This is a genomic window from Streptomyces sp. NBC_00887, from assembly GCF_045207585.1.
In genome coordinates this window covers 682,095-703,372 of sequence record NZ_CP108788.1, presented here as the reverse complement: position 1 = coordinate 703,372, position 21,278 = coordinate 682,095, and the positions used below count along the sequence as shown (strand labels likewise).

Annotated in this window: 12 protein-coding genes; 9 read left to right on the top strand and 3 right to left on the bottom strand. The window is 69.4% G+C overall.

What is annotated here, in order from left to right; translation table 11 throughout:
• Nucleotides 1-607 precede the first annotated feature (607 nt).
• Entirely contained in the window at nt 608-1,381 is a 774-nt protein-coding gene (locus tag OG844_RS03265; RefSeq protein WP_406387968.1) for a VOC family protein, read from the bottom strand.
• Between the two features lie 170 nt (nt 1,382-1,551).
• On the opposite strand from OG844_RS03265, the gene OG844_RS03260 reads away from it, so the two are divergent.
• Both OG844_RS03260 and OG844_RS03255 read left to right on the top strand, forming a co-directional pair.
• Entirely contained in the window at nt 1,552-3,987 is a 2,436-nt protein-coding gene (locus OG844_RS03260) for a GH92 family glycosyl hydrolase (protein ID WP_406387967.1), read from the top strand.
• Between the two features lie 183 nt (nt 3,988-4,170).
• Nucleotides 4,171-7,497, top strand: coding sequence for a LamG-like jellyroll fold domain-containing protein (locus OG844_RS03255; RefSeq protein WP_406387965.1), 3,327 nt, complete (start codon nt 4,171-4,173; stop codon nt 7,495-7,497).
• A 63-nt stretch (nt 7,498-7,560) separates the two neighbouring features.
• Here OG844_RS03255 and OG844_RS03250 read toward each other — a convergent pair whose 3' ends face one another.
• Complete coding sequence (locus OG844_RS03250; RefSeq protein WP_406387964.1) at nt 7,561-9,912, bottom strand: AbfB domain-containing protein; 2,352 nt, start codon at nt 9,910-9,912, stop codon at nt 7,561-7,563.
• A gap of 149 nt (nt 9,913-10,061) precedes the next feature.
• Here OG844_RS03250 and OG844_RS03245 point away from each other — a divergent pair, with 149 nt between their 5' ends.
• A complete protein-coding gene (locus OG844_RS03245; protein ID WP_406387963.1) occupies nt 10,062-11,264 on the top strand; it encodes an RNA-guided endonuclease InsQ/TnpB family protein in 1,203 nt (400 codons plus the stop codon).
• A 113-nt stretch (nt 11,265-11,377) separates the two neighbouring features.
• Here OG844_RS03245 and OG844_RS03240 read toward each other — a convergent pair whose 3' ends face one another.
• Complete coding sequence (locus tag OG844_RS03240) at nt 11,378-13,678, bottom strand: beta-L-arabinofuranosidase domain-containing protein (RefSeq protein ID WP_406387962.1); 2,301 nt, start codon at nt 13,676-13,678, stop codon at nt 11,378-11,380.
• Between the two features lie 490 nt (nt 13,679-14,168).
• Between OG844_RS03240 and OG844_RS03235 the strand changes: the two genes are divergently transcribed.
• The 6 genes from OG844_RS03235 (at nt 14,169) to OG844_RS03210 (ending at nt 21,173) form a co-directional block, all read left to right on the top strand.
• A complete protein-coding gene (locus OG844_RS03235) occupies nt 14,169-15,254 on the top strand; it encodes an ABC transporter substrate-binding protein (protein WP_406387960.1) in 1,086 nt (361 codons plus the stop codon).
• Between the two features lie 100 nt (nt 15,255-15,354).
• Nucleotides 15,355-16,962, top strand: a complete 1,608-nt coding sequence (locus tag OG844_RS03230) for a sugar ABC transporter ATP-binding protein (RefSeq protein ID WP_406387959.1) — start codon at nt 15,355-15,357, stop codon at nt 16,960-16,962.
• A complete protein-coding gene (locus OG844_RS03225; RefSeq protein ID WP_351177191.1) occupies nt 16,959-17,960 on the top strand; it encodes an ABC transporter permease in 1,002 nt (333 codons plus the stop codon). The genes OG844_RS03230 and OG844_RS03225 overlap by 4 nt, the downstream gene beginning before the upstream one ends.
• The gene (locus OG844_RS03220; RefSeq protein WP_406387958.1) at nt 17,957-19,015 is read left to right on the top strand and encodes an ABC transporter permease; all 1,059 of its coding nucleotides are present in this window, start codon (nt 17,957-17,959) and stop codon (nt 19,013-19,015) included. Before OG844_RS03225 ends, OG844_RS03220 begins: the two co-directional genes overlap by 4 nt.
• A gap of 56 nt (nt 19,016-19,071) precedes the next feature.
• Nucleotides 19,072-20,109, top strand: a complete 1,038-nt coding sequence (locus OG844_RS03215) for a LacI family DNA-binding transcriptional regulator (RefSeq protein WP_406387957.1) — start codon at nt 19,072-19,074, stop codon at nt 20,107-20,109.
• Nucleotides 20,109-21,173 carry an aldose epimerase family protein gene (locus OG844_RS03210; protein ID WP_406387956.1) on the top strand — a complete coding sequence of 355 codons (1,065 nt, stop codon included), beginning with the start codon at nt 20,109-20,111 and terminating at the stop codon, nt 21,171-21,173. The genes OG844_RS03215 and OG844_RS03210 overlap by 1 nt, the downstream gene beginning before the upstream one ends.
• The last annotated feature ends 105 nt before the right edge of the window (nt 21,174-21,278 follow it).

The following is a 21,278-nucleotide window of genomic DNA, read 5'->3' as shown; positions in this document are numbered from 1 at the left end:
GCCTTGCACGACGGCGTCCCCGTCCTTCTCCAGGCCGGTGGTGAGCCCAGGTGCTCAGGTTTCCCCATCATCAAGCCGGTGATCTGCCTTACGTCCGGTGGTGCCGGGGCGACACCACGGATGCGGCGGCGGCGCCTCGGCCGCAGGCAGTCGCTGCTTCTCTGGTAGCCGGAGAGTTCTCCTTGGCAGAAGTCGACCGCGCGCTCGTGAGCGGTCCACGCCCCGCACCCGTCACCGTCGCAGCTCGGACCAAGTCGGCCTCCTCGTCCAGCCGTGCGTGGAGGACGTCACAAGGTCTTGGCTCGTGGCGCAATCCTGGACGATGGGCCACGCCCGGTCGCCTGATTTTCATACTGTGGTCCGGACCCGGCCGGGCTGATGGGGGTTCGTGAGCGTCACCAGGTCCGCTCTTCGTTTCTTCACGCGGTTGCTCGATCATCGACGGGTCGGGCCACCCGCTCGTGGAGTGTACGGGCGGTGTCGGGGCTCGTGCCATGTCGCGTGGCGCAGGCCACCCTCCCGGTCCTCCCCACTGAAAGGTTGCGGCGCGTCTGTTGCTTCGGATCGTCCAGCACCCTTGGCGGCTTCCAGGGCGTAGGACGCCCGGTCAGGTGCCCGTCACCGGGTCGCGCCGCGTGAGGCAGTAGACGCCGCCCGCAGGGTCCCGCAGCACCGTCCACGCGGGGCCCTGGCGGACGAGCGTGGCGCCGCACCGCTCGTGCCAGGCCTGCCCCCCGTCGAGGTCCGGGCACGCGATGTCCAGGTGCGCCGAGGCAGGGCGGGCCTCGTCCAGGCGCTGGATCAGCAGGTGCACCGGCAGGTCCAGGTGCGGACGCAGCACATGGAACTCCTCGTGATCACCGGGAGTTGACTCCCATCCCGTCAGAGCCGCCCAGAAGGCGACCTCCGAGTCGAACGCGGCCGGTGCGACATCGAGGCAGAGCTGGTCCAGCCGGCTCTCGGGAACCCCGCGGGCCGCGAGGACCGGCGGGCGGACCTTCTGTCCGCGCCAGGGGACGAGACAGAACCGCTGACCGCCGGGGGAGCGCAGCACGGTCAGTTCCGGCTTCCGTGCCTCCACCACTGCTCCGAGCTCGGTGGCCCGCGCGGCGAACGCCGGCATGTCCTCGACCGCCAGATCCGGATGGGCCCCGCCCGCCCCGCCGACGGCTTGCACCGCCAGGCATGCGTCGGCCTCGTCGGGGAGCAGTGTGATGAACTCGGCCCGCTCGCCCTGCGGCACGGACTCGTGCGTCCCCGTGACCTCGGTCCAGAATGCGCGTGCGCGGCCGGCGGCGGCTGTCGGGCGGTCGATGAGGGCGTACGTCCAGAGGATCACGTCGCTCCTTCGCGAGGTCGAGTTCAGGGCAGGTGCTGTCATCGTGCCAGGGGGCCCGCCCCGCCGGGTCGTTCACCACCCGTTCACCGGTGGGAGTCCGCGCAGGGCTTTCCCCCGGGCATTGCGGGGACCTACGCTCGGCCGCGCAACGATCAACGGGGACGTCGGGGAACGGCGTCCGACAACGTTGTCCAACCTGCGGAAGGTACGACATGCCCCCCAGACCGCCCACGGCCAGGCGCTTCGGTGCGCGAGCCGCCGCGATCGTCATCACCGGCGCGCTGGCCGCTGCCGTCATGCCGCCGGCCGCCCAGGCCGACGCGCTCGTCACCCGACCCACCGCCTATGTGGACCCGCTGATCGGCAGTGCGAACGGCGGCAACACCTTCCCGGGCGCCACCCTCCCGTACGGCATGATCGCCTGGTCCCCGACCAGTACGACCGGCGACCAGACCAGCACCGGAGCGGCGAACGGTTACGAGTACGGGGCCACCCGCCTGCGCGGACTGAGCCTCACCCATGTCAACGGTGCCGGGTGCAATCCGGGCGCCGCGGGCGATGTGCCGATCATGCCGTTCGTCGGAGACGTCACCACGTCGCCGTCCGCCGATACGAAGGACGCCGTGTACGCGGCGAACTTCGCGCACGACAACGAGCGTGCGGTGCCCGGCCGTTACACCCTCGGCCTGGACTCCGGCGCTTCGGCCGACCTCGCGGTGAGCAAGCGCGCGGGCGTGGCCGACTTCAGCTTCCCGGCCGGCAAGCCCGCCAATCTGCTCTTCCGGGTGTCCAACTCCCTCAACGGCAGCGAGGACGCCGAGGTCGAGATCGACACCGCACACCGAAAGGTGACCGGTTCGGTGCTGACCGGGGCGTTCTGCGGACGGCGCGCCAATGGTGGCACCAACAACCGCAAGAGCTACTACCGGCTCTACTTCAGCGCCTCCTTCGACCGGGACTTCGCCTCCACCGGTACCTGGAAGGACGGCACCCTCGCACCCGGTTCGACCACCGCGAGCGGCGGCGAGGGGTACGCCACCGGGGCCGACCGGGCAGGACGCGGGTCCGGCGGATGGGTCGGCTTCGACACCACCGCCGATGACGACGTCCGCATGCGGATCGGGATCTCCTACGTCAGCCAGGCCGGAGCGGAGGCCAACCTCCGCAAGGAGATTGCGCCGAAGTCAGGCGTGGACGACGTCGCCCGGGCCGGATCCCGTGCCTGGGACCAGGAACTGAGCTCCGTACGCACGGGCGGCGGGACCGACGCGCAGCGCACCACCTTCTACACCGCGCTGTACCACTCGCTGATGCAGCCCAACCTGATCAGCGACACCGACGGCCGCTACCCGGGCATGGACGGGAAACCGCACCGTGTGACGCGCGGGCAGGGGGCGCAGTACAGCAACTTCTCCGGCTGGGACCAGTACCGCGCCCAGATCCAGCTCCTCGCCCTCCTCAAGCCGAGGATCGCGGGCGACTTCGCCCAGTCCCTGTACAACTTCGCCCGGCAGAACGGCGGGGTGTGGGACCGCTGGGTGCACGTCAACGGTGCCACGCACGTGATGACGGGCGATCCCACGGCGGCCACCCTCGCCACGTTCTACGCGATGGGCGTACGCAACTTCGACTACGAGGGCGCCTTCGAGTCCCTGGCCCGACAGGCCACGGTGCCCCACCCCGACGGCCTCTCGGACGCCGGGTGCCCCGGCCAGTGCACCGGCCAGCGGCCCAACCTCGCCCAGTACCTGGAGTCCCACTACGCACCTCAGGACGTCTGCCACTGCTGGGGCGGCGCCGCCGAGACGCTGGAGGACGCGGTCGCCGACGCAGCACTGGGCCGCTGGGCCCGGCTGCTGGGGCGTGACGAGGAGGCCGACGCCTTCGACGCGCGCGGCCGTTGGTGGCGCAACGTGTTCAACCCCGAGGCCGGCGACGGCGCGGGGACGACCGGCTACATCCAGGCACGCAACCTCGACGGCTCCTGGGTGACCCCCTTCAGCCCCGGCAGCGACCGCGGCTTCGCCCAGGGCACCAGTGCCACGTACACCTGGATGGTCCCGCAGGACGTCCAGGGGCTGGCGGACGCGATGGGCGGCCGGGACACCGCGGCCAAGAGGCTGGACGCCTTCTTCCACAAGGCGGACGGCTCCTGGTCGGTGAAGGGCGGCGACGCGCTGCGCTACGACCCGACCAACGAACCCGGCATCCACGCCCCTTGGCTCTACAACGCCCTGGGGAAGCCGTGGAAGACCCAGGAGACCGTGCGGGAGATCGTGAACACGGTGTACGGGACCGGTCCGCGCGGTCTGCCGGGCAATGACGATCTCGGCACCATGTCCGCCTGGTACGTCTTCTCGGCCCTCGGCATGTACCCGCAGACGCCGGGCAGCGCCACGATGCTCCTGGGCGCCCCGCTCTTCCCGGCCGCGGTGATCGACCGGCCGCAGGGCAAGGGCATCACGATCAGTGCCCCGGCCGCCGATACGACACATCCGTACATCGACGCCGTCGAGGTCGACGGCCGCCCGAGCGACCGGTCGTGGACCGACGCGCGCCTGGTCACCCGGGGCGGTTCGCTGGACTACAGGCTCGCCGACCGGCCGAACACCGGATGGGCCACCGGACCTGCGGGTCTGCCGCAGTAACCGTCACCCGGGCGCGCCCCGATCCTTGGCGATCGGGGTGTGCCCGTGCGGAACGGACCGACGGGGCGAACGGTCGGGCGATCGGCGGGCGGTCGGGGACCTGATTTTTCTATCGTTGAAAATTATGTATGCACGACCGTTGTTAAGTGTTTGAGGCTGTGGCTCAATGTTCGACTATGTGCAGTGCCTCGCCGTTCGGGGCACTCCGGCTTCTTCGACGAGGACGACGCCTTGATACGACAACTAGCCCGCCCCCGCACGCTCTTCAGAACGCTGGCCTGTACGGCCGCTCTGCTGCTCCCCCTCGGGGCCACCCTGGTCCCGGCCGCCGCCGCGGCGCCCGACGCGGGCACCGCCGCAGCCTCCGCGTTCACGGCCGAGGAGCCGTCGACCGAGGTCCACGGCCTCAAGGGCGAGTACTTCGCCATGTCCGCCCCGGGCGCACGGGACTTCGCCCAGCTCGGCGCCGTGGCGCTCGACCCGGAGATCAACTTCCCCGGGCTCACCGGCGCGTTCGAGTCGGCCACCGGCAAGACCGAGCACACCACCGCTCGCTGGACCGGACAGATCGAAGCACCCGAGACCGGTGACTACACCTTCTCCGCCATCGGCGACAACGGGTTCCGGCTCTTCATCGACGACAAGCCCGTCATCGACCACTGGGTACCGGACTGGGACAAGGAGCAGACCAGCTCTCCGGTCGCACTCAAGGCGGGCGAGCCGCACACCTTCCGCCTGGAGATGTTCCAGGACATCGGCGGGGCCAACATGTTCCTGCGCTGGTCGAGCGCGAGGCTCGCCAAGCAGATCGTGCCCGAGTCCGCGTTCACACCGCCCGCGGACTTCGAGGTCTACCCCGTCGCGCTGAGCGTCGCCGAGGACGGCCAGAAGCTGCAGGCGACCTTCGACAACGCTGTCAGTGACATCGAGGGCGTCAAGGACCACCTCACCGTCGAGGCCGACACGACGCCGATGCCCGTCACGTCGGTGTCCGCGGTGAAGGGCGACCCCAAGTCGCTCATGGTCACGCTGGGCGCAGCCGTCCAGAAGAACCAGCAGGTCAGGTTCGCGTACGACGGTGAGGGCGGCCTGAAGGCCGGCGACGAGACCGTCCCGGCGATCAGCCGCAGGGCGAAGAACCTCTCCACACACCGGCTGCTCACCCCGTGGGGCGAGAAGGTCGACCGCAGGAACCCGCTGCCCGAGTACCCGCGCCCGCAGCAGGTGCGCGACGACTGGAAGAACCTCAACGGACCGTGGGAGTTCGCGGGAGCCACCGCCGGTGAGCAGCCGGTCTTCGGCAAGTCGCTCGACGAGCGCATCACCGTGCCCTACCCCGTCGAGTCCCAGCTCTCCGGACTCGAGCGCCACGAAGACCACATGTTCTACCGCAAGCTCGTCACGGTGCCCAAGAGCTGGTCGGTCGGCAAGCGGAGCAGCGACGACCGTCTGAAGCTCAACTTCGGCGCCGTCGACTACCAGGCACGGGTCTGGGTCAACGGCAAGCAGGTCGCCGAGCACACCGGTGGCTACACCGCCTTCAGCGCCGACGTCACCGACGCCCTCAAGGGCAGCGGCCCTCAGGAGATCGTGGTCGCGGTCACCGACACGACCGGGGCCGACCAGCCCACCGGCAAGCAGTCCGCGAACCCCAGCGGCATCTTCTACACCGCCTCCTCCGGCATCTGGCAGACCGTCTGGATGGAGCCCGTCGCGCCCGCCGCGGTCGACTCCCTGACGACCACGCCCGACATCGACAATGGCCGGCTCGCGCTGAAGGTCAACTCCGAGAACGCCTCCCCGGCAGCCCGGATCACCGCCGTCGCCCGTGACAGGAAGGGCAAGGTCGTCGGCACCGTCACCGGCCCGGCCAACAGCGAGCTGAGCCTTCCGGTCGCCAAGCAGCACCTGTGGACGCCGGACGACCCGTACCTGTACGACCTCGAGGTCACCCTCAAGGACGGCCGCTCCAAGGACACCGTCGACAGCTACTTCGGGATGCGCTCCTTCGGCGTCGCCGAGGTCGGCGGCTACCAGAAGCTGGTGCTCAACGGGAAGCCGTTCTTCTCCCTCGCCCAGCTCGACCAGGGCTTCTACCCCGACGGCCTCAACACGGCGCCCAGCGACTCCGCCCTTGTCTTCGACCTGAAGACGCAGAAGGACCTCGGCTTCAACTCCGTCCGCAAGCACATCAAGGTCGAGCCCGCCCGCTGGTACTACCACGCCGACCGGATGGGTCTCCTGGTGTGGCAGGACTTCGTCTCCGGCAACATCACCGGTGAGAAGGGCCAGAAGGCCTTCCTCGACCAGGGCGCCGAGATGATGGAGCAGCTGCACAACTACCCCTCGATCGGTGCCTGGATCGTCTTCAACGAGGGCTGGGGCGAGTGGGACCGCACCGAGACCGGCAAGATCACCGAGAAGGTCCAGGCCGCCGACCCCTCCCGGGTCGTGAACGCCCACAGCGGTGTCAACTGCTGCAACTCCAAGGGCGACTCCGGCAAGGGCGACATCATCGACCACCACGACTACAACAACACCGACCCGGCCTTCCCGGACGACACCCGCGCGGCGATGGACGGTGAGCACGGCGGCTTCACCCTGCGCATGCCCGGACACATGTGGCCGGGTGCACCCACCGCGATCTACAGCGGTGTCGCGGACAAGGACGCCCTGACCGCCAAGTACGTCGAGAACACCCGCACGCACTACCTGGCGGCAGCCGGCGCCGAACTGTCCGGCTCCATCTACACCCAGGTGACCGACCTCGAGAACGAGCTCAACGGGCTCTGGACGTACGACCGTCGGGAGATCAAGGTCGACCCCGCCAAGGTGCGGAAGATCAACGAGGAGGTCATCGCGGCCGGCGCAGCAGCCGGTGAGCGTGACGAGCTCAAGGGTGGCGGCAGCTGGTCCCTCGACGAGAACACGGGCACCAAGGCCGCCGACAGCGGCCCGAACCACAAGGACCTCACCCTCTCCCAGGGGACGTCCTGGGCGCCCGGAGTGCAGGGATCGGCGCTGAAGTTCAACGGCGAGGGCCAGTACGCCGAGACCAGCGGTCCGGTCGTCGACACCACCGGCGACTACACCGTGTCTGCCTGGGCCTGGCTCGACGCCCTGCCGGGCAACTACGCCACGCTCGTCAGCCAGGACGGCCGGCGCCAGGAGAACCCGTTCTACCTCCAGTACGGACAGGGCGCGTTCGCCTTCTCCACACCGGGCGCCCACCGCGCCCGGCTGGAGATGAAGCCCGAGCTCGGCCAGTGGTACCACGTGGTCGGCGTACGCAGCGGTGACGAGATCAAGCTGTACGTCGACGGCAAACTCGCCGCGACCGCGGCGGCCGGCACCGCCGATGTCAGCACCGGCGCGCTGTCCGTGGGCCGCGCCAAGTGGTCGGGCGCCGACACCGACTTCTGGAACGGCTCCGTCGACCAGGTGAAGGTGTACGACAAAGCGCTCACCGACCAGGAGGTGACCGCGCTCCACGACGGCGAGCAGCCGTAGCGACACCGAAGGCCGGCCCGGCAGCGTGTGCTGCCGGGCCGGCCCTTTCAACGGGTGGTCAGATCAGGGTGCCCAGGGCGCATCCACCGCCCAGGTCGTGTCCTCGGTGAACGTTGCCGGGTTGTCCCAGGCATGACCGCCGCCGGGACTGGCCAGCCACACCTCGGACCCGATGTGACGCAGATAGCTGCCGGGCAGATTCGCACTGGACAGCCGTACCCCGCCCGTACCCGCGACCGCGCACCAGGTGGCATCGGCCTTGAAGAGGGCGGAGCCGTCGTTGGCGTCGCGCCGGACCCGGAAGTCCTGGTGGCGCAGGTACTCGCCGGGATAGTTGCGGGACTCCAACGAGTAGCAGTTGCTGTTCGCCAGACCGGTGACGATCTTCCAGGTGGCGTCGCTCTTGAGCAGTGCGCTGCCCGCGGCGTCGACGACAGCGGTGTAGGCGAGCTGCTGCTGGTGGCGCAGGTACTTGTTGGTGTGGCCGGGCGTGGTGACCCGTAGCGACTTGTACTGCCCGGTGGGCAGGGTGACCGGCGGGGCGGGGGTCTTCGACGCCTGGATGAGGGCCTGGTTGGCGGCCTTGACCCGTGCGGTGTCGACCTTGACCACCTGGCGGTCGTAGGTGAGCAGCCCGTTCGCCTCGTTCTCGACGTCGGTGATCTCCGTGTAGACGGAGGCCGACAGCCCGGCCGGCAGCTGGCCGACGCGCATGCTGTCCAGCAGTCCGACGAAGCGGTTGTTGAGCGCGGAGATGCTCGCCTGGTCCTCGTAGCTGAAACCGCCGCCCGGATACCACTCGTGGCCGGGGACCTTGTATCCCAGACCGCCGAACTCGCCGAGGACGGCGGCCCGGGTCGCGGTGGGCGCGGTGTTGCCCGGACCGACGTAGATGTGGTTGTCGATCACATCGCCGTTGCCGCCGTCGACGGAACCGCAGCAGTTGACCCCGCTCATGTTGTTGACCAGCCGGGACGGGTCGTACGCCTTCACCTCATTGGCGATCCTGGCCTGGTCGTACTGACCCCAGCCCTCGTTCTGGTTGACCCACATGACGACGGAGGGCGAGCTGCGGTGCTGGTCGATGATCGCGTGGTACTCGGCCTCCCACTGGGTACGGGCGGCGCCGTCGGGCGTCTTGCCGGTGTCCATCGCCGGCATGTCCTGCCAGACGAGGAGCCCCAGCTTGTCGGCCCAGTGGAACCAGCGCTGCGGTTCGACCTTGATGTGCTTGCGGACCATGTTGAACCCGAGGTCCTTGTGCGCCTGCAGATCAGACCTGAGGGCGGCGTCGGTCGGCGCCGTGTAGATGCCGTCCGGCCAGTAGCCCTGGTCGAGCGTGCCGCTCTGGAAGACGAACTTCCCGTTGAGGACCGGCCGCAGGATGTTGTCGACCTTCGCGACCGCGATCGACCTCATGCCCGCATAGCTGCCCACCGTGTCCACCACGGCTGATCCGTCGAGCAGTTCGGCGCGCACGTCGTACAGATACGGGTCGTCCGGGCTCCACAGCCTGGGGTTCGGCACGGGCACGGAGATCTCCGAGCCGGGTGTTCCGGTCGAGCTGCCCACCACGGTGCCCCCGCTGGAGACCGTGACCCGCGCGCTGCGCCCGCCTGCGGAAGCCGCCAGTACCTTCACCCGCAGGGTGTTGTTGCCGAGGTTCGGCGTCATGTCCAGCCGGGTGATGTGCGAGGTGGCGACGGGCTCGAGCCAGACGGTCTGCCAGATACCGGAGGCGGCCGTGTAGAAGATGCCGCCGCCCGGGTGCGGGTTCACGTCGTTGATCCGCTGCTTGCCGACGGCCTGGCCGCCGGTCTGCGTCGGGTCGTACACGGAGACCACCACGGTGTTCGAACCGCCGTTGAGCTGGGGCGTGATGTCGTAGGCGAACGAGTCGAACCCGCCCTTGTGCGCACCCACCCGGGTGCCGTTGACCCAGACGGTGGTCTCCCAGTCGGACGCGCCGAAGTTGAGCTCGACGCGCCGGCCGTTCCAGTTGGACGGGACCGTGAAGCTGCGCTTGTACCAGAGCTTGTCGTTCTCGGTGATCCTGCGCTTGATGCCCGAGAGCGCGGACTCCGCGACGAAGGGGACCCGGATCTGATCGGGGAACGCCGCGGGCTGCCCGGCATCGCGGCCGGTCACCGCGAAGTCCCAGATGCCGTTGAGGTTGGCCCAGTCGGGGCGGGTGAGCTGGGGGCGCGGATACTCGGGGAGCGGGTTGTCCACGGGCACCTGGCCGGTCCAGGGCGTGGTCATGGGGGAGGGCTTCGGCGTCCACGCCGCGGCCGCGGCGTCGGAGGGGGCCGCGCCGACGCCGACCAGTGCGGTGGCGACGAGGGCAGGCAGCCCGGTTGCGGCGGCTAATCTGCGCCACCAGGGCACACGGCCCGGGACTCGTACGGACTTCATCTTTTCCTCCTGTGTGGATACCCCGCGCTTTAGCTCGGGGAGGAAACACAGCTCCTGCGGAGCAGGGCAACGAGCTGGGATTCGCCGCCAGGGCGGATCGCAGTGCTGTGACCCGCAGGTTTGGTCTTAAGTCGCGGAACCACTAGTTTGTGAGCGTGGTCACGAACCAGGTGAAGCGGGCGTTCAAGTACCGCTTCTACCCGACCGACGCGCAGGCAGCGGAGCTGTCGCGCACGTTCGGGTGCGTTCGCAAGGTCTACAACCTGGCGCTTGCCGCACGGTCCGAGGCGTGGACGCTCCGTCAGGAGCGGGTCAACTACAACGCCACCTCCGCGATGCTCACCTCGTGGAAGAAGTCCGAGGAACTGGCTTTCCTGTCCGAGGTGTCGTCGGTGCCGTTGCAGCAGACGCTGCGGCATCTGCAAGGCGCGTTCGGGAACTTCTGGCAGAAGCGGGCCAAGTACCCGACCTTCAAGTCCCGGAAGAAGTCGCGAAAGTCTGCCGAGTACACCACCAGCGGTTTCCGCTTCCGTGACGGCAAGCTGACCCTCGCCAAGATGCGCGAACCGCTCGACATCGTCTGGTCCCGTCCCCTTCCCGAAGGTGCGACGCCGTCCACCGTGACCGTGTCGCAGGACTCGGCCGGGCGCTGGTTCGTCTCGATGCTGTGTGACGACATCCCCGTGCCGATGCCCGAGACCGCGAACGCTGTCGGTATCGACGCCGGGATCACCAGCCTGGTGACGCTCTCCACCGGGGAGAAGGTCACCAACCCCAAGTTCGAGCGCAAGGACCGCGCCCGTCTCGCCAGGGCCCAACGGGTGCTGGCGAAGAAGGTCAGGGGTGACGGAGCGAACCGGGCGAAGGCCCGGCGTAAGGTCTCGAAGGTCCATGCCCGCATTGCCGACCGCAGGCGCGACTTCCTGCACAAGCTGACCACTCGTCTCGTTCGTGAAAACCAAACGATCGTGATCGAGGATCTGACCGTACGCAACATGGTCAAGAACCTTTCCCCGGCCCGCGCCATCTCGGATGCGGCCTGGACCGCGATGCGCGGCATGCTGGAGTACAAGTGCGCCTGGTACGGAAGGGACCTGGTTGCCATCGACCGCTGGTTCCCCTCCTCCAAGCTGTGCTCCGCGTGCGGCACGTTGCGGGGCAAGATGCCACTGAACGTCCGTGAGTGGACGTGCGTGTGCGGCACGACCCACGACCGGGACGTGAACGCCGCGAAGAATGTGCTGGCCGAGGGGCTCTCGGTGACAGTCTGTGGAGCTGGTGTAAGACCTCAACGGAGTTCTCCGGGCGGGCAGTCGGCGACGAAGCAGAAAACCCCACGGCGCGAGCCGTAGGAATCCCCCTCCTTCCGGAGGGGGAGGATGTCAACGGTCTGATCTCCTTCACAGGGGGAACTCCCCCGCACCGGTGCGGGGGAGCGGTGCGTCAGCTGCGTCCGGAACGCGTGTCAGAGCAGCTGCCAGAGGTGGTCGTCGGTGCCGTTGTCGGCGAACTGGACGACGTGGGCGCTGTCGGCGGTGGACATGGTGTCGACGCCCAGGACCTTGCCGGAGTGGCGGTTGAGGACGCGGTACCAGCCGTCGCCGTTGGGTACGAGCCGCCAGAGGTGGTCGTCGGTGCCGTTGTCGGCGAACTGGACGACATGGGCGCTGTCGGCCGTGGACATGCCGTCCACGCCCAGGACCTTGCCCGAGTGCAGGTTGCCGATCCGGTACCAGCGGTCGGCGAGCCACGGCGCCCCCTGCGGATCCGCGGTGGGGAACGAGGTGATGCGGAGCCGGGCGGCACCCATCGGGACGAGGGTGACCTCCTCCACCGGCTCTGCGCTGCGTGCCGGGCTGACCTGCAGGGGCGCCACCACGTGCTCGCCGTCCGCGGTCCACTCCGGGATCCTGCGTGCCCGGGCGGTCATGGTCAGCGGGGTGCCTTCGAGCGTGAACGGGTTGTCCCCGGGCGCACGCCGCGTGTGGTGGCGCAGCGAGGAGGACGGGCTGTCCCCGTCCAGGACGAGCCCGTAGTTCCAGGCAGTCGTGGCGTGGACCTCGTACTCAGGGAACTGCTCGGTGCCACCGGTGCGCCGGTAGTCCTCGCCGATCCGGAGCGAGTACGTGAGCGGGCCGCGGTCGACGCTCACCGAGCCGTGGTTGTCCGCCCAGGTGCGCACGCCGGTGCGCTGCGGGAAGCGCAGGGTGACCTTGTCGCCGTCGGCCCAGGTGCGGTCGATACGGGTGAAGGCGGGGCCGGCAGGTGCGGCGACGCTGCGCCCGTTGACCTTGACGTCCGGCTCGGCGCACCAGGCGGGAACCCGGAGCACCAGGGGGAAGCGCAGACTCTTCGGTGAGGTGAGCGCCAGCGAGACGGTGTCCGTGAACGGGTAGCCGGTCTCCTCGGTGAAGGTGACCTCCGTACCGTCCGCCACCTTCGCGGTGACCTCGCAGGCCGCGTACATCGCCGCGGCCAGCCCGCCGTCCGGAGTGGCGAGCCAGAGCTCCTCGACGAAGTACGGCCAGCCCATCCCGTAGTTGTGCGGGCAGCAGCGGTACTGGTCGACACCAGGCAGGTACGCCTGCATCGCAAAGCCGTTCTGGAACTGCCGGCCGTTCTTGGGGGCGTTGTCCAGATCGACGCTGTTGGCACTGGTGACGTAGTGGACCGCCCTGCCCGACGGGTCCAGCGAGGCGGGCAGCGAGTTGAAGGCGAGCTCCTCGCAGCGGTCCGCCCACAGAGGGTCGCCGGTGATCCGGGTGAGCAGCTGGTGGCTCGCCATGAACTCGACGATTCCGCAGGTCTCGAATCCCTGGCGGGGGTCTCCGTGCCCGGGACGTGCGTTCTCGTCCCCGGCGAAGCCGCCGCCCGGGAACTGCCCGTACTGGTCCATGGCCTTGCCGTAGGTCCCGTACGTGTCCTGGGTGTCCTGCGGGGAGCCGCTGCGCAGGGCGTACTGGGCGGGTTCCCGGAACCCCTGCGCGATGTTGACGTTGTGCAGGTTGACCAGGTTGTCGCCCCAGTCGGCACCGTACCGGTGGATCTTGTCGGCGAGATCGAGCAGGAAGGTGTCGCCGGTGCGGTTGAAGAGCCAGAAGACGCTGTCGAGGCCGTCGCCCCAGCGCAGCGCTATCCAACTGGTGTTGAAGGCCCCGGGGCCCTGGGCGTTCATGTAGCGGAAGAACCTGCTGAGGAACGGGATGATCCGGTTGTCGTCGCTGTACTCCTGCCAGGAGCGCAGGGCCTGGATCAGCGGCAGGAAGGGCCAGAAGTCCGGCCCCCCGTTGAGCGAGGTCCGCAGTGACTTCGGGCCGAAGAACCCGTCGGACTGCTGGGTCGTGAGGATCGCGTCGATCCAGCGGCGGGTGGCCGCGAGCGCCGTCGCGTCACCGGTCACGATCGCCAGGTCGGCGTATCCGCGCAGCCAGTACGGGACCTCCTCCCAGCCTCCACGGTCGGGGCGGACCCAGCCGGACGCGTCGAAGTCCAGGAAGTGGGAGAACTCTTCGTAGCGGCCGCAGAGTCCGTCCAGCTGGAGCCGGAGCTGGCCGGCGAGCCAGCCGCGTGCGGTGACCCGGCCCGGCGGCAGTTTGAGAAAGGCCGTCGGATGCAGCGGAGCGGCGTTGGGGGAGTAGTGGCCGCCACGGACGGCCGGCGCCTTGCCGCCGGCGGCGGTCGCGGTGGTGGCCCAGCGGCCGCCCGCGGTCGTCGCGGCAGCCGTGACCAGAGCGCCGGTCATGAGTTGTCTGCGGTTCAGGGGCATCGGTGGGGCTCCGCTTCTGCTCTGCAGGACAGGGAGGTGTGCGACCGGTCAGGACCGCCCCGGCGCATGGCGAAGTCGGCTGCCGCGTACGGGGCCCTGTACGCGGCAACGTACTTGCAACGTTGGAAAACTGATGTCGGCGGTATGACAGCACGCCGTCAAGCCGGTGTCCATAGGTGGCGCAACACCTGATGCCGTCCCGCCCCGTCGGCCGCGCGCCGGAGGTCGCGACGCGGGGCGACACATTTTGGAAACGCATCGACAACTCTCTTGCCGCCCGCGCCACCACGCCTATATAACGTTGTAAACCCGAGCCGCCGAGAGGCCGCACAGGCTCTCACGACCACAGTTTGCGCAGCTGGAGCCCACTTCAGCAGCGGGTCGTGAGGAATGCGGCGGCATCTGCCGCCGAGCGGCCGATCCACCGTCCCGCCATGCCCGACCGCACGCCGAACAGCGTGCCGTCATCCCGCCAAGGAGCGTCCCGCGCATGATGACCCAGCGTCGATCCCGTACCCTCGCCGCGGCCTGCCTGCTCGCCGCCACCGCCACGCTGGCCGTTTCCGGCTGCTCGAAGTCGGAGACCCCGGACAACGCGGGCGGTGACAGCAGCCAGGGAGCCCAGGCGGCCAAGACCCCCGAGGCCAGTTCCGGTGCCGGCTGCTCGCTGAAGACCTACGGAGCGCCGGAACTGGACCTGAAGAACGCCGTGGTCGGCTTCTCGCAGTCGGAGAAGGAGGCCAACCCCTTCCGTATCGCCGAGACCCAGTCCATCAAGGACGAAGCCGCGAAGATCGGCGTCAAGAAGCTGCTCGTCACCAACGCGCAGTCGCAGCTCTCCAAGCAGATCAGCGACATCCAGGACATGCTCTCCCAGGGCGCCCAGTTCCTGATCGTCGCCCCGCTCAACTCCGACGGTCTCGAGCCGGCGCTCAAGGCCGCCGCGGCGAAGAAGGTCCCGGTCCTCACCATCGACCGCAAGGTCAACTCCACGGCCTGCAAGGACTACGTGGCCTTCCTCGGCTCCGACTTCGTCGAGCAGGGCAAGCGCGCCGCCGACGCGATGATCAAGGCGACCGGCGGCAAGGCCAAGGTCGCCATCCTCCTCGGCGCCTCCGGCAACAACGTGACCACCGACCGCACCAAGGGCTTCGTCGACCAGATCAAGGCCAAGGCGCCCGGCATCGAGATCGTCGCCCAGCAGACCGGCGAGTTCGCCCGCGACAAGGGCCAGCAGGTCATGGAGCAGCTCATCCAGTCCAAGCCCGACATCACCGCCGTCTACGCGGAGAACGACGAGATGGGTCTCGGCGCCGTCACCGCGCTGAAGGCCTCAGGCAAGAAGCCCGGCAAGGACGTCAAGATCGTCTCGGTCGACGGCACCCGCAACGCCGTGCAGGCCCTGGTCAACGGCGAGTACAACGCCGTCATCGAGTCCAACCCGCGCTTCGGCCCGCTGGCCTTCGCGACCGCCCAGAAGTTCTACGGCGGCGAGGAGATCCCCGAGAACGTCATCATCAGCGACCGCGAGTACGACGACACGAACGCCAAGGAATCGCTCGGCGGAGCGTACTGACCTCTCCGGTCCCGACGGCCCGGCCGCCGTGGCCCTCTGACGAGGGCCGCGGCGGCTCCCGGGCCCACACCCTTGGAACAGCGGAAGGCCAAGACCACCCATGGCACCACCCGAAGCAGTACCTCAGGCACCGGACGCGGCCGTACCCACGGCCGCCGCGGTGCTCGAAGCCCGCTCGGTGAGCAAACGGTTCCCCGGCGTCGTCGCCCTGGACGACGTCTCCTTCTCCCTGCGCGCCGGCGAGACGCACGCGCTCGTCGGCGAGAACGGCGCCGGCAAGTCCACCCTCATCAAGGTGCTGACCGGTGTGTACCGGCCGGACGGGGGCGACCTGCGGATGGCGGGTCAGCCGGTGAGGTTCGCCCGGCCGTTCGAGTCCCAGCAGGCCGGCATCTCCACGATCTACCAGGAGGTGAACCTCGTCCCGCTGATGAGCGTGGCGCGCAACATCTTCCTCGGCCGCGAACCCAAGAACCGCCTCGGCCTCATCGACTTCGCCCGCATGCACCGGGAGACGGCCGAACTGCTCGACGGCTTCGGCGTACGCGTCGACCCGCGCCGGCCCCTGCACACCCTAGGGATCGGCACGCAGCAGATGGTCGCCCTGGCACGGGCCGTCTCGGTCAACGCCCAGGTCGTCATCATGGACGAACCCACCTCCTCGCTCGAACCGCGTGAGGTGGAGACCCTCTTCGGGGTCATCGAGACCCTGCGCGCCCAGGGCATCGCCGTGCTCTACGTCAGCCACCGCATGGACGAGCTGTACCGGATCTGCGACCGCGTCACCGTACTGCGCGACGGCCGCCACATCCACACCGGCGACCTCGCCGACCTCGACCGGATGCAGCTCGTCTCGATGATGCTCGGCCGCGACATGGCCGAGGTCCGCCGCTCCGGCGTCACCAACTTCGCGGCCGAGGGACACGAAGCGGCCCGCACCCCGGTGCTCACCGCGACCGGCCTGACCAGCCGCCACCAGCTCCACGACATATCCCTGTCGCTGTACGCGGGCGAAGTGCTCGGCCTCGGCGGCCTCCTCGGCTCCGGACGCAGCGAGACGGCGAAGGCCCTGTCCGGTGCCCTGCCCCTGGACGCGGGCGAGCTCACCGTCGACGGCACCGCGCTGAACCGCCTCACCCCGGCCGCCGCCATCCGGGCCGGGATCAGCCTGCTGCCCGAGGACCGCAAGGCGGAGGGAATCGTCCCCGGCCTCTCCGTCCGCGAGAACATCGTGCTGGCCGCCATGCCGCGCCTCTCCCGGGCCGGTGTCGTCTCCCGCGCCAAGCAGGACCGGATCGTCGACATCTTCATGAAGCGCCTGCGGATCAAGGCGTCCAGCCCCGAGCAGAAGGTCGGCGAACTCTCCGGCGGCAACCAGCAGAAGGTCCTGCTGGCCCGCTGGCTCTGTCTGGAACCCAAGGTCCTGCTGCTCGACGAACCCACCCGCGGCATCGACGTCGGCGCCAAGGCCGAGGTCCAGAGCCTCATCGACGACCTCGCCCTCGAGGGCCTGGCCGTCCTGCTCATCTCCTCCGACATCGAGGAGCTCATCGAGGGCGCCGACCGGATCGTCGTCCTGCGCGGCGGAGCCGTCGCAGGCGAACTGGCGGGCGACGAGGTGGCCGAGAGCCGGCTGCTCGAAGTGCTCGCCGACCACGCACCGGCGCCGGGAGACAAGGCCCCGGCCGCTCAGGAGGACCCCCGATGACCCAGGCCGCCGTCTCCCCACCCGTAGAGCCCGCGAAGCAGCCCGTCACGCGTGTGACGCCCCTGGCACGGCTGCGTGACCCCGCCTGGTACCAGGAATACGGCGTGTACGTCGCCGTGGCGGTGGTGCTGCTCTTCAACGCCCTGTTCACCGACCACTTCATGACCGCGGACAACTTCCGCACCCAGCTCGTCCAGGTCGCCCCCATCGTCATCGTCGCCCTGGGCATGGCCCTGGTCATCGGGACCGAGGGCGTCGACCTCTCCGTCGGCTCGACCATGGCGCTCGCCGCCGCGTTCCTGCCGCTCTACCTCGGATACGGGCTCGTGCCCGCGCTCGTCGTCTCGCTCCTCGCGGGCGCGGTCGTCGGAGCGGTCAACGGCACACTGGTCTCCCTCATCGGGCTGCAGCCCATCGTGGCCACGCTCGCCCTCTTCGTCGGCGGCCGGGGACTGGCCCTGGTCATGGCCGACGGCCAGCTCAAGCAGATCGTCAACCCCGACCTGCTGTCGCTGGGCACCGGGTCCTTCCTCGGCATTCCGCTGGTCGTCCTGATCGCCGGAGTCCTCGCCGTCGCCGTGGCCTTCCTCGTGCAGCGCACCACCTTCGGGCGGCAGATCGTCGCCGTCGGCGGCAACCGGTCCGCCGCCGCACTCGCGGGACTCCCCGTGAAGCGCGTCCTCATCGGTGTGTACGTGCTGTGCGGCGTGCTCGCGGCCCTCGCCGGCATCCTCGCCACGGCCAGGCTCACCGCGAGCGACCCGTCCTCGCTCGGCACCCTCATGGAACTCTCCGCCATCACGGCGGTCGTGGTCGGCGGCACGCCCCTCAACGGCGGCTCCATCCGGGTGCTCGGCACCGTGGCCGGCGCCCTGCTGATGCAGCTCCTGCGCGCCACACTCGTCAAGCACGACCTGCCCGACTCCACCGCACAGATCGCCCAGGCGGCCATCATCATCGCCGCCGTCTACGTCGCCCGGGAGCGTCGGTCCCGATGAACGAAACCACACCCGCCCCCGCAGTCCAGGCCCCGGCCGTGCGGAAGCCGGCCGCACCCGCGGACGGCAAGGCTCCCCGCCCCGCCGCCCCCGCACCGGACACCAAGCAGCGCATCGCCGAAGTCCTCCAGCGCCAGGGCGTCCTCGCGGTCCTGCTGACCGTCGTGATCGCCGCATCGTTCATCTACCCGACCTTCGCCTCCCTGGACAACGCGCGCGGTGTGACGATCCAGGCGTCCTTCCTCGCCGTGGTCGCCCTCGGCATGACCATGGTCATCATCACCGGCGGCATCGACCTGTCCGTCGGGTCGGTATTCGCCCTCGGCGGAGTCCTCGCCGCGTGGGCCTCGCAGTACGGCTTCCTCGCCGCCCTGCTCGTACCCCTCGTGGTGTGCGGTGCGATCGGGCTGCTCAACGGGCTCCTGATCGCCCGGGGCAACATGGCGCCCTTCATCGTCACCCTCGCCACCCTGCTGGCCGCCCGCGGTCTGCTGCTCACCCTCACCGACGAGGGCGCCACCACCTACCTGGTGCCCAAGGACTCCGCCTTCGGGGAGCTCGGGCAGGGCAGCGTCTGGGGCTTCGGCCACCCGATCCTGATCGCCCTGGTCCTGTTCGGGGCCGGCGGACTGGTCCTGCAGCGCACCTCGTTCGGGCAGACCCTCTTCGCCGTCGGCGGCAGCAGCGACGCCGCCACCCTGATGGGCCTCCCGGTCGCCCGCACCAAGATCCTCGTCTACACCCTCAGCGGCCTGCTGGCAGGACTCGCCGGTGCGCTCAACGCGGCCCGGCTGTCCTCCGGTGTCACCATCGTCGGCGTGGGCATGGAACTGGACGCGATCTCCGCGGTCGTCATCGGCGGCACGCTGCTCATCGGCGGTGCCGGCTCGATCAGCGGAACCCTGTGGGGCGTCCTGCTGCTGGCCGTCATCCAGAACCTGATCAACCAGATCGGCTCGCTCAACTCCTCGTACCAGTCGGTGGTCAGCGGCGGTTTCCTTATCGTTGTCGTGGTGGCCCAGCGCTATCTGGCGCGCAGTCGCAGAAGCACCTGACGACGAACCAGCTGTACCGAGCCGAACCACTGAGCCAAGTCGAGCCAAGGAGTGCCGTGGGCGTCAGCCTCAAGGACGTTGCGCATCGGGCGGGCGTGTCCATCAAGACCGTGTCGAACGTGGTCAACAACTATCAGCACGTCACACCGGCGATGCGCGCCAAGGTGCAGAAGGCGATCGACGAACTCGGCTACCGGCCGAACCTCACCGCCCGCCACCTGCGCAAGGGCCGCACCGGGATCATCGCCCTCGCCGTACCCGAGTTCGGCAACCCCTACTTCGCCGAACTCGCCGGAGCGGTCGTCGACGCGGCCGCCCGGCACGACTACACCGTCCTGGTCGACCACACCGCCGGCCTCCGGGAGAAGGAACTCCTGGTCAGCCAGGGATTCCGGTCCCATGTGATCGACGGCCTCATCCTCAGCCCCATCCACCTGGAGACCGAGGACCTCATGGCACGCACCGAGACGGCGCCGCTGGTGCTGCTCGGTGAGCGCGAGTACGAGGCCCCGTACGACCACATCGCCATCGACAACGTCGCGGCGTCCCGCGAGGCCGTGCGCCACCTCATCGACAACGGCAGCCGCAGGATCGCGTTCCTCGGCTCACGTACCGGACGCGAACGCCAGCCCGCGCATCTGCGGCTGCGCGGCTGGCGCGAGGAACTGGCCGCCGCGGGCATCGAGCCGGACGAGTCCCTCGTCGTGGTCACCGACGGATACGGCCGCGAGGACGGCGCCACAGCCATGGCCTCGCTCCTGGACCGGGGCGAGCGGCCGGACGCCGTGTTCGCGTACAACGACCTCATCGCCATCGGAGCGATGCGGACCATCACCGAACGCGGGCTGAGCATCCCGGACGACATCGCCGTCGTCGGCTTCGACGACATCGAGGAGAGCCGGTACGGCACCACCACGCTCACCACCATCGCCCCGGACAAGGAGGCCATCGCCCGGCTGGCCGTCGACAGCCTCGTCGAACGCCTCTCGGGCGAACCGGTCTCCGAACCACGCCGGCCCCGACCCGGCTACCGCCTCATCGTCCGCGAATCCACCGCACCCGGGCGTGCCCCCGCTCATCCCAAGGACCTCTGATGCCGCGCCCCACCGTGCACCGCACACCGTTCGGCTCCGCCCACGGGACGGAGACCGGCCTGTGGACCCTCGACTCCGGTACGGGAGTCGTCGCCCAGGTACTCACCTACGGCGCCTCCCTCCACAGCCTCACCGTGCCCGACACCAAGGGCACGCCCGCCTCCGTCGTACGGTCGCTCGCCACCGTCGACGACTACACGGGCAAACACCCGTACTTCGGCGCGGTCGTCGGCCGCTACGCCAACCGCATCGCGAACGGCCGCTTCACCCTGGACGGGGAGACGCACCACATCCCCGCCAACGACCGCGGCCACGCACTGCACGGGGGCCCCGAGGGCTTCCACACCAAGGTGTGGGACGCCACGGCGGACGGCACCGACGACAGCGTGTCCCTGCACCTCACCCTGCACAGCCCCGACGGCGACATGGGGTTCCCCGGCGCGCTCGACGCGACGGTCACGTACACCCTCGACACCGCGGGCACCCTGGCCATCGACTACGCCTCGGTCACCGACCGCGCCACGGTCGTCAACCTCACCAACCACGCCTACTTCGACCTGGCAGGCCGTGGCGACGTCCTCGGCCACCGGCTGGAGGTCGACGCCGACACCTATCTGCCGGTGGACGGCGACGGCATCCCCCTGGGAGCTCCGGCCGCGGTACGGGGCACACCCTTCGACCTCACCGCACCCCGCGTACTGGGGGAGTCCATCGGACTGGAGGACGAACAGCTGCGCCTGGCGGGCGGATACGACCACTGCTGGGTGCTGCGCGGGACCGGTGCGGGTCTGCGCCGCGCCGCCCGCCTCACCGCCCCGGACTCGGCCCGGGTCCTGGAGGTGTGGACCACCGAGCCGGGCGTGCAGGTCTACACCGCCAACCAGCTCGACGGCTCGTTCACCGACGCCTCCGGACGCCGCCACGAACGCCACGGCGCGGTCTGCCTGGAGACCCAGCACCTGCCCGACTCACCCAACCGCCCCGGCCAGCCCAGCACCGTCCTGCGCCCCGGAGAGACCGCGCGGAGCCGCACCGAACTGCGCTTCCCGCACCTTGGGGCCTAATTCGATTGCCCCTCGAAGCGGCTGCCTGCTGTAATTCCGGCACCAGCCGAACAACCCTGGAGAAATTCATGCGCCGAGCTTCTGTGTCCACCCAGACAGGAATTC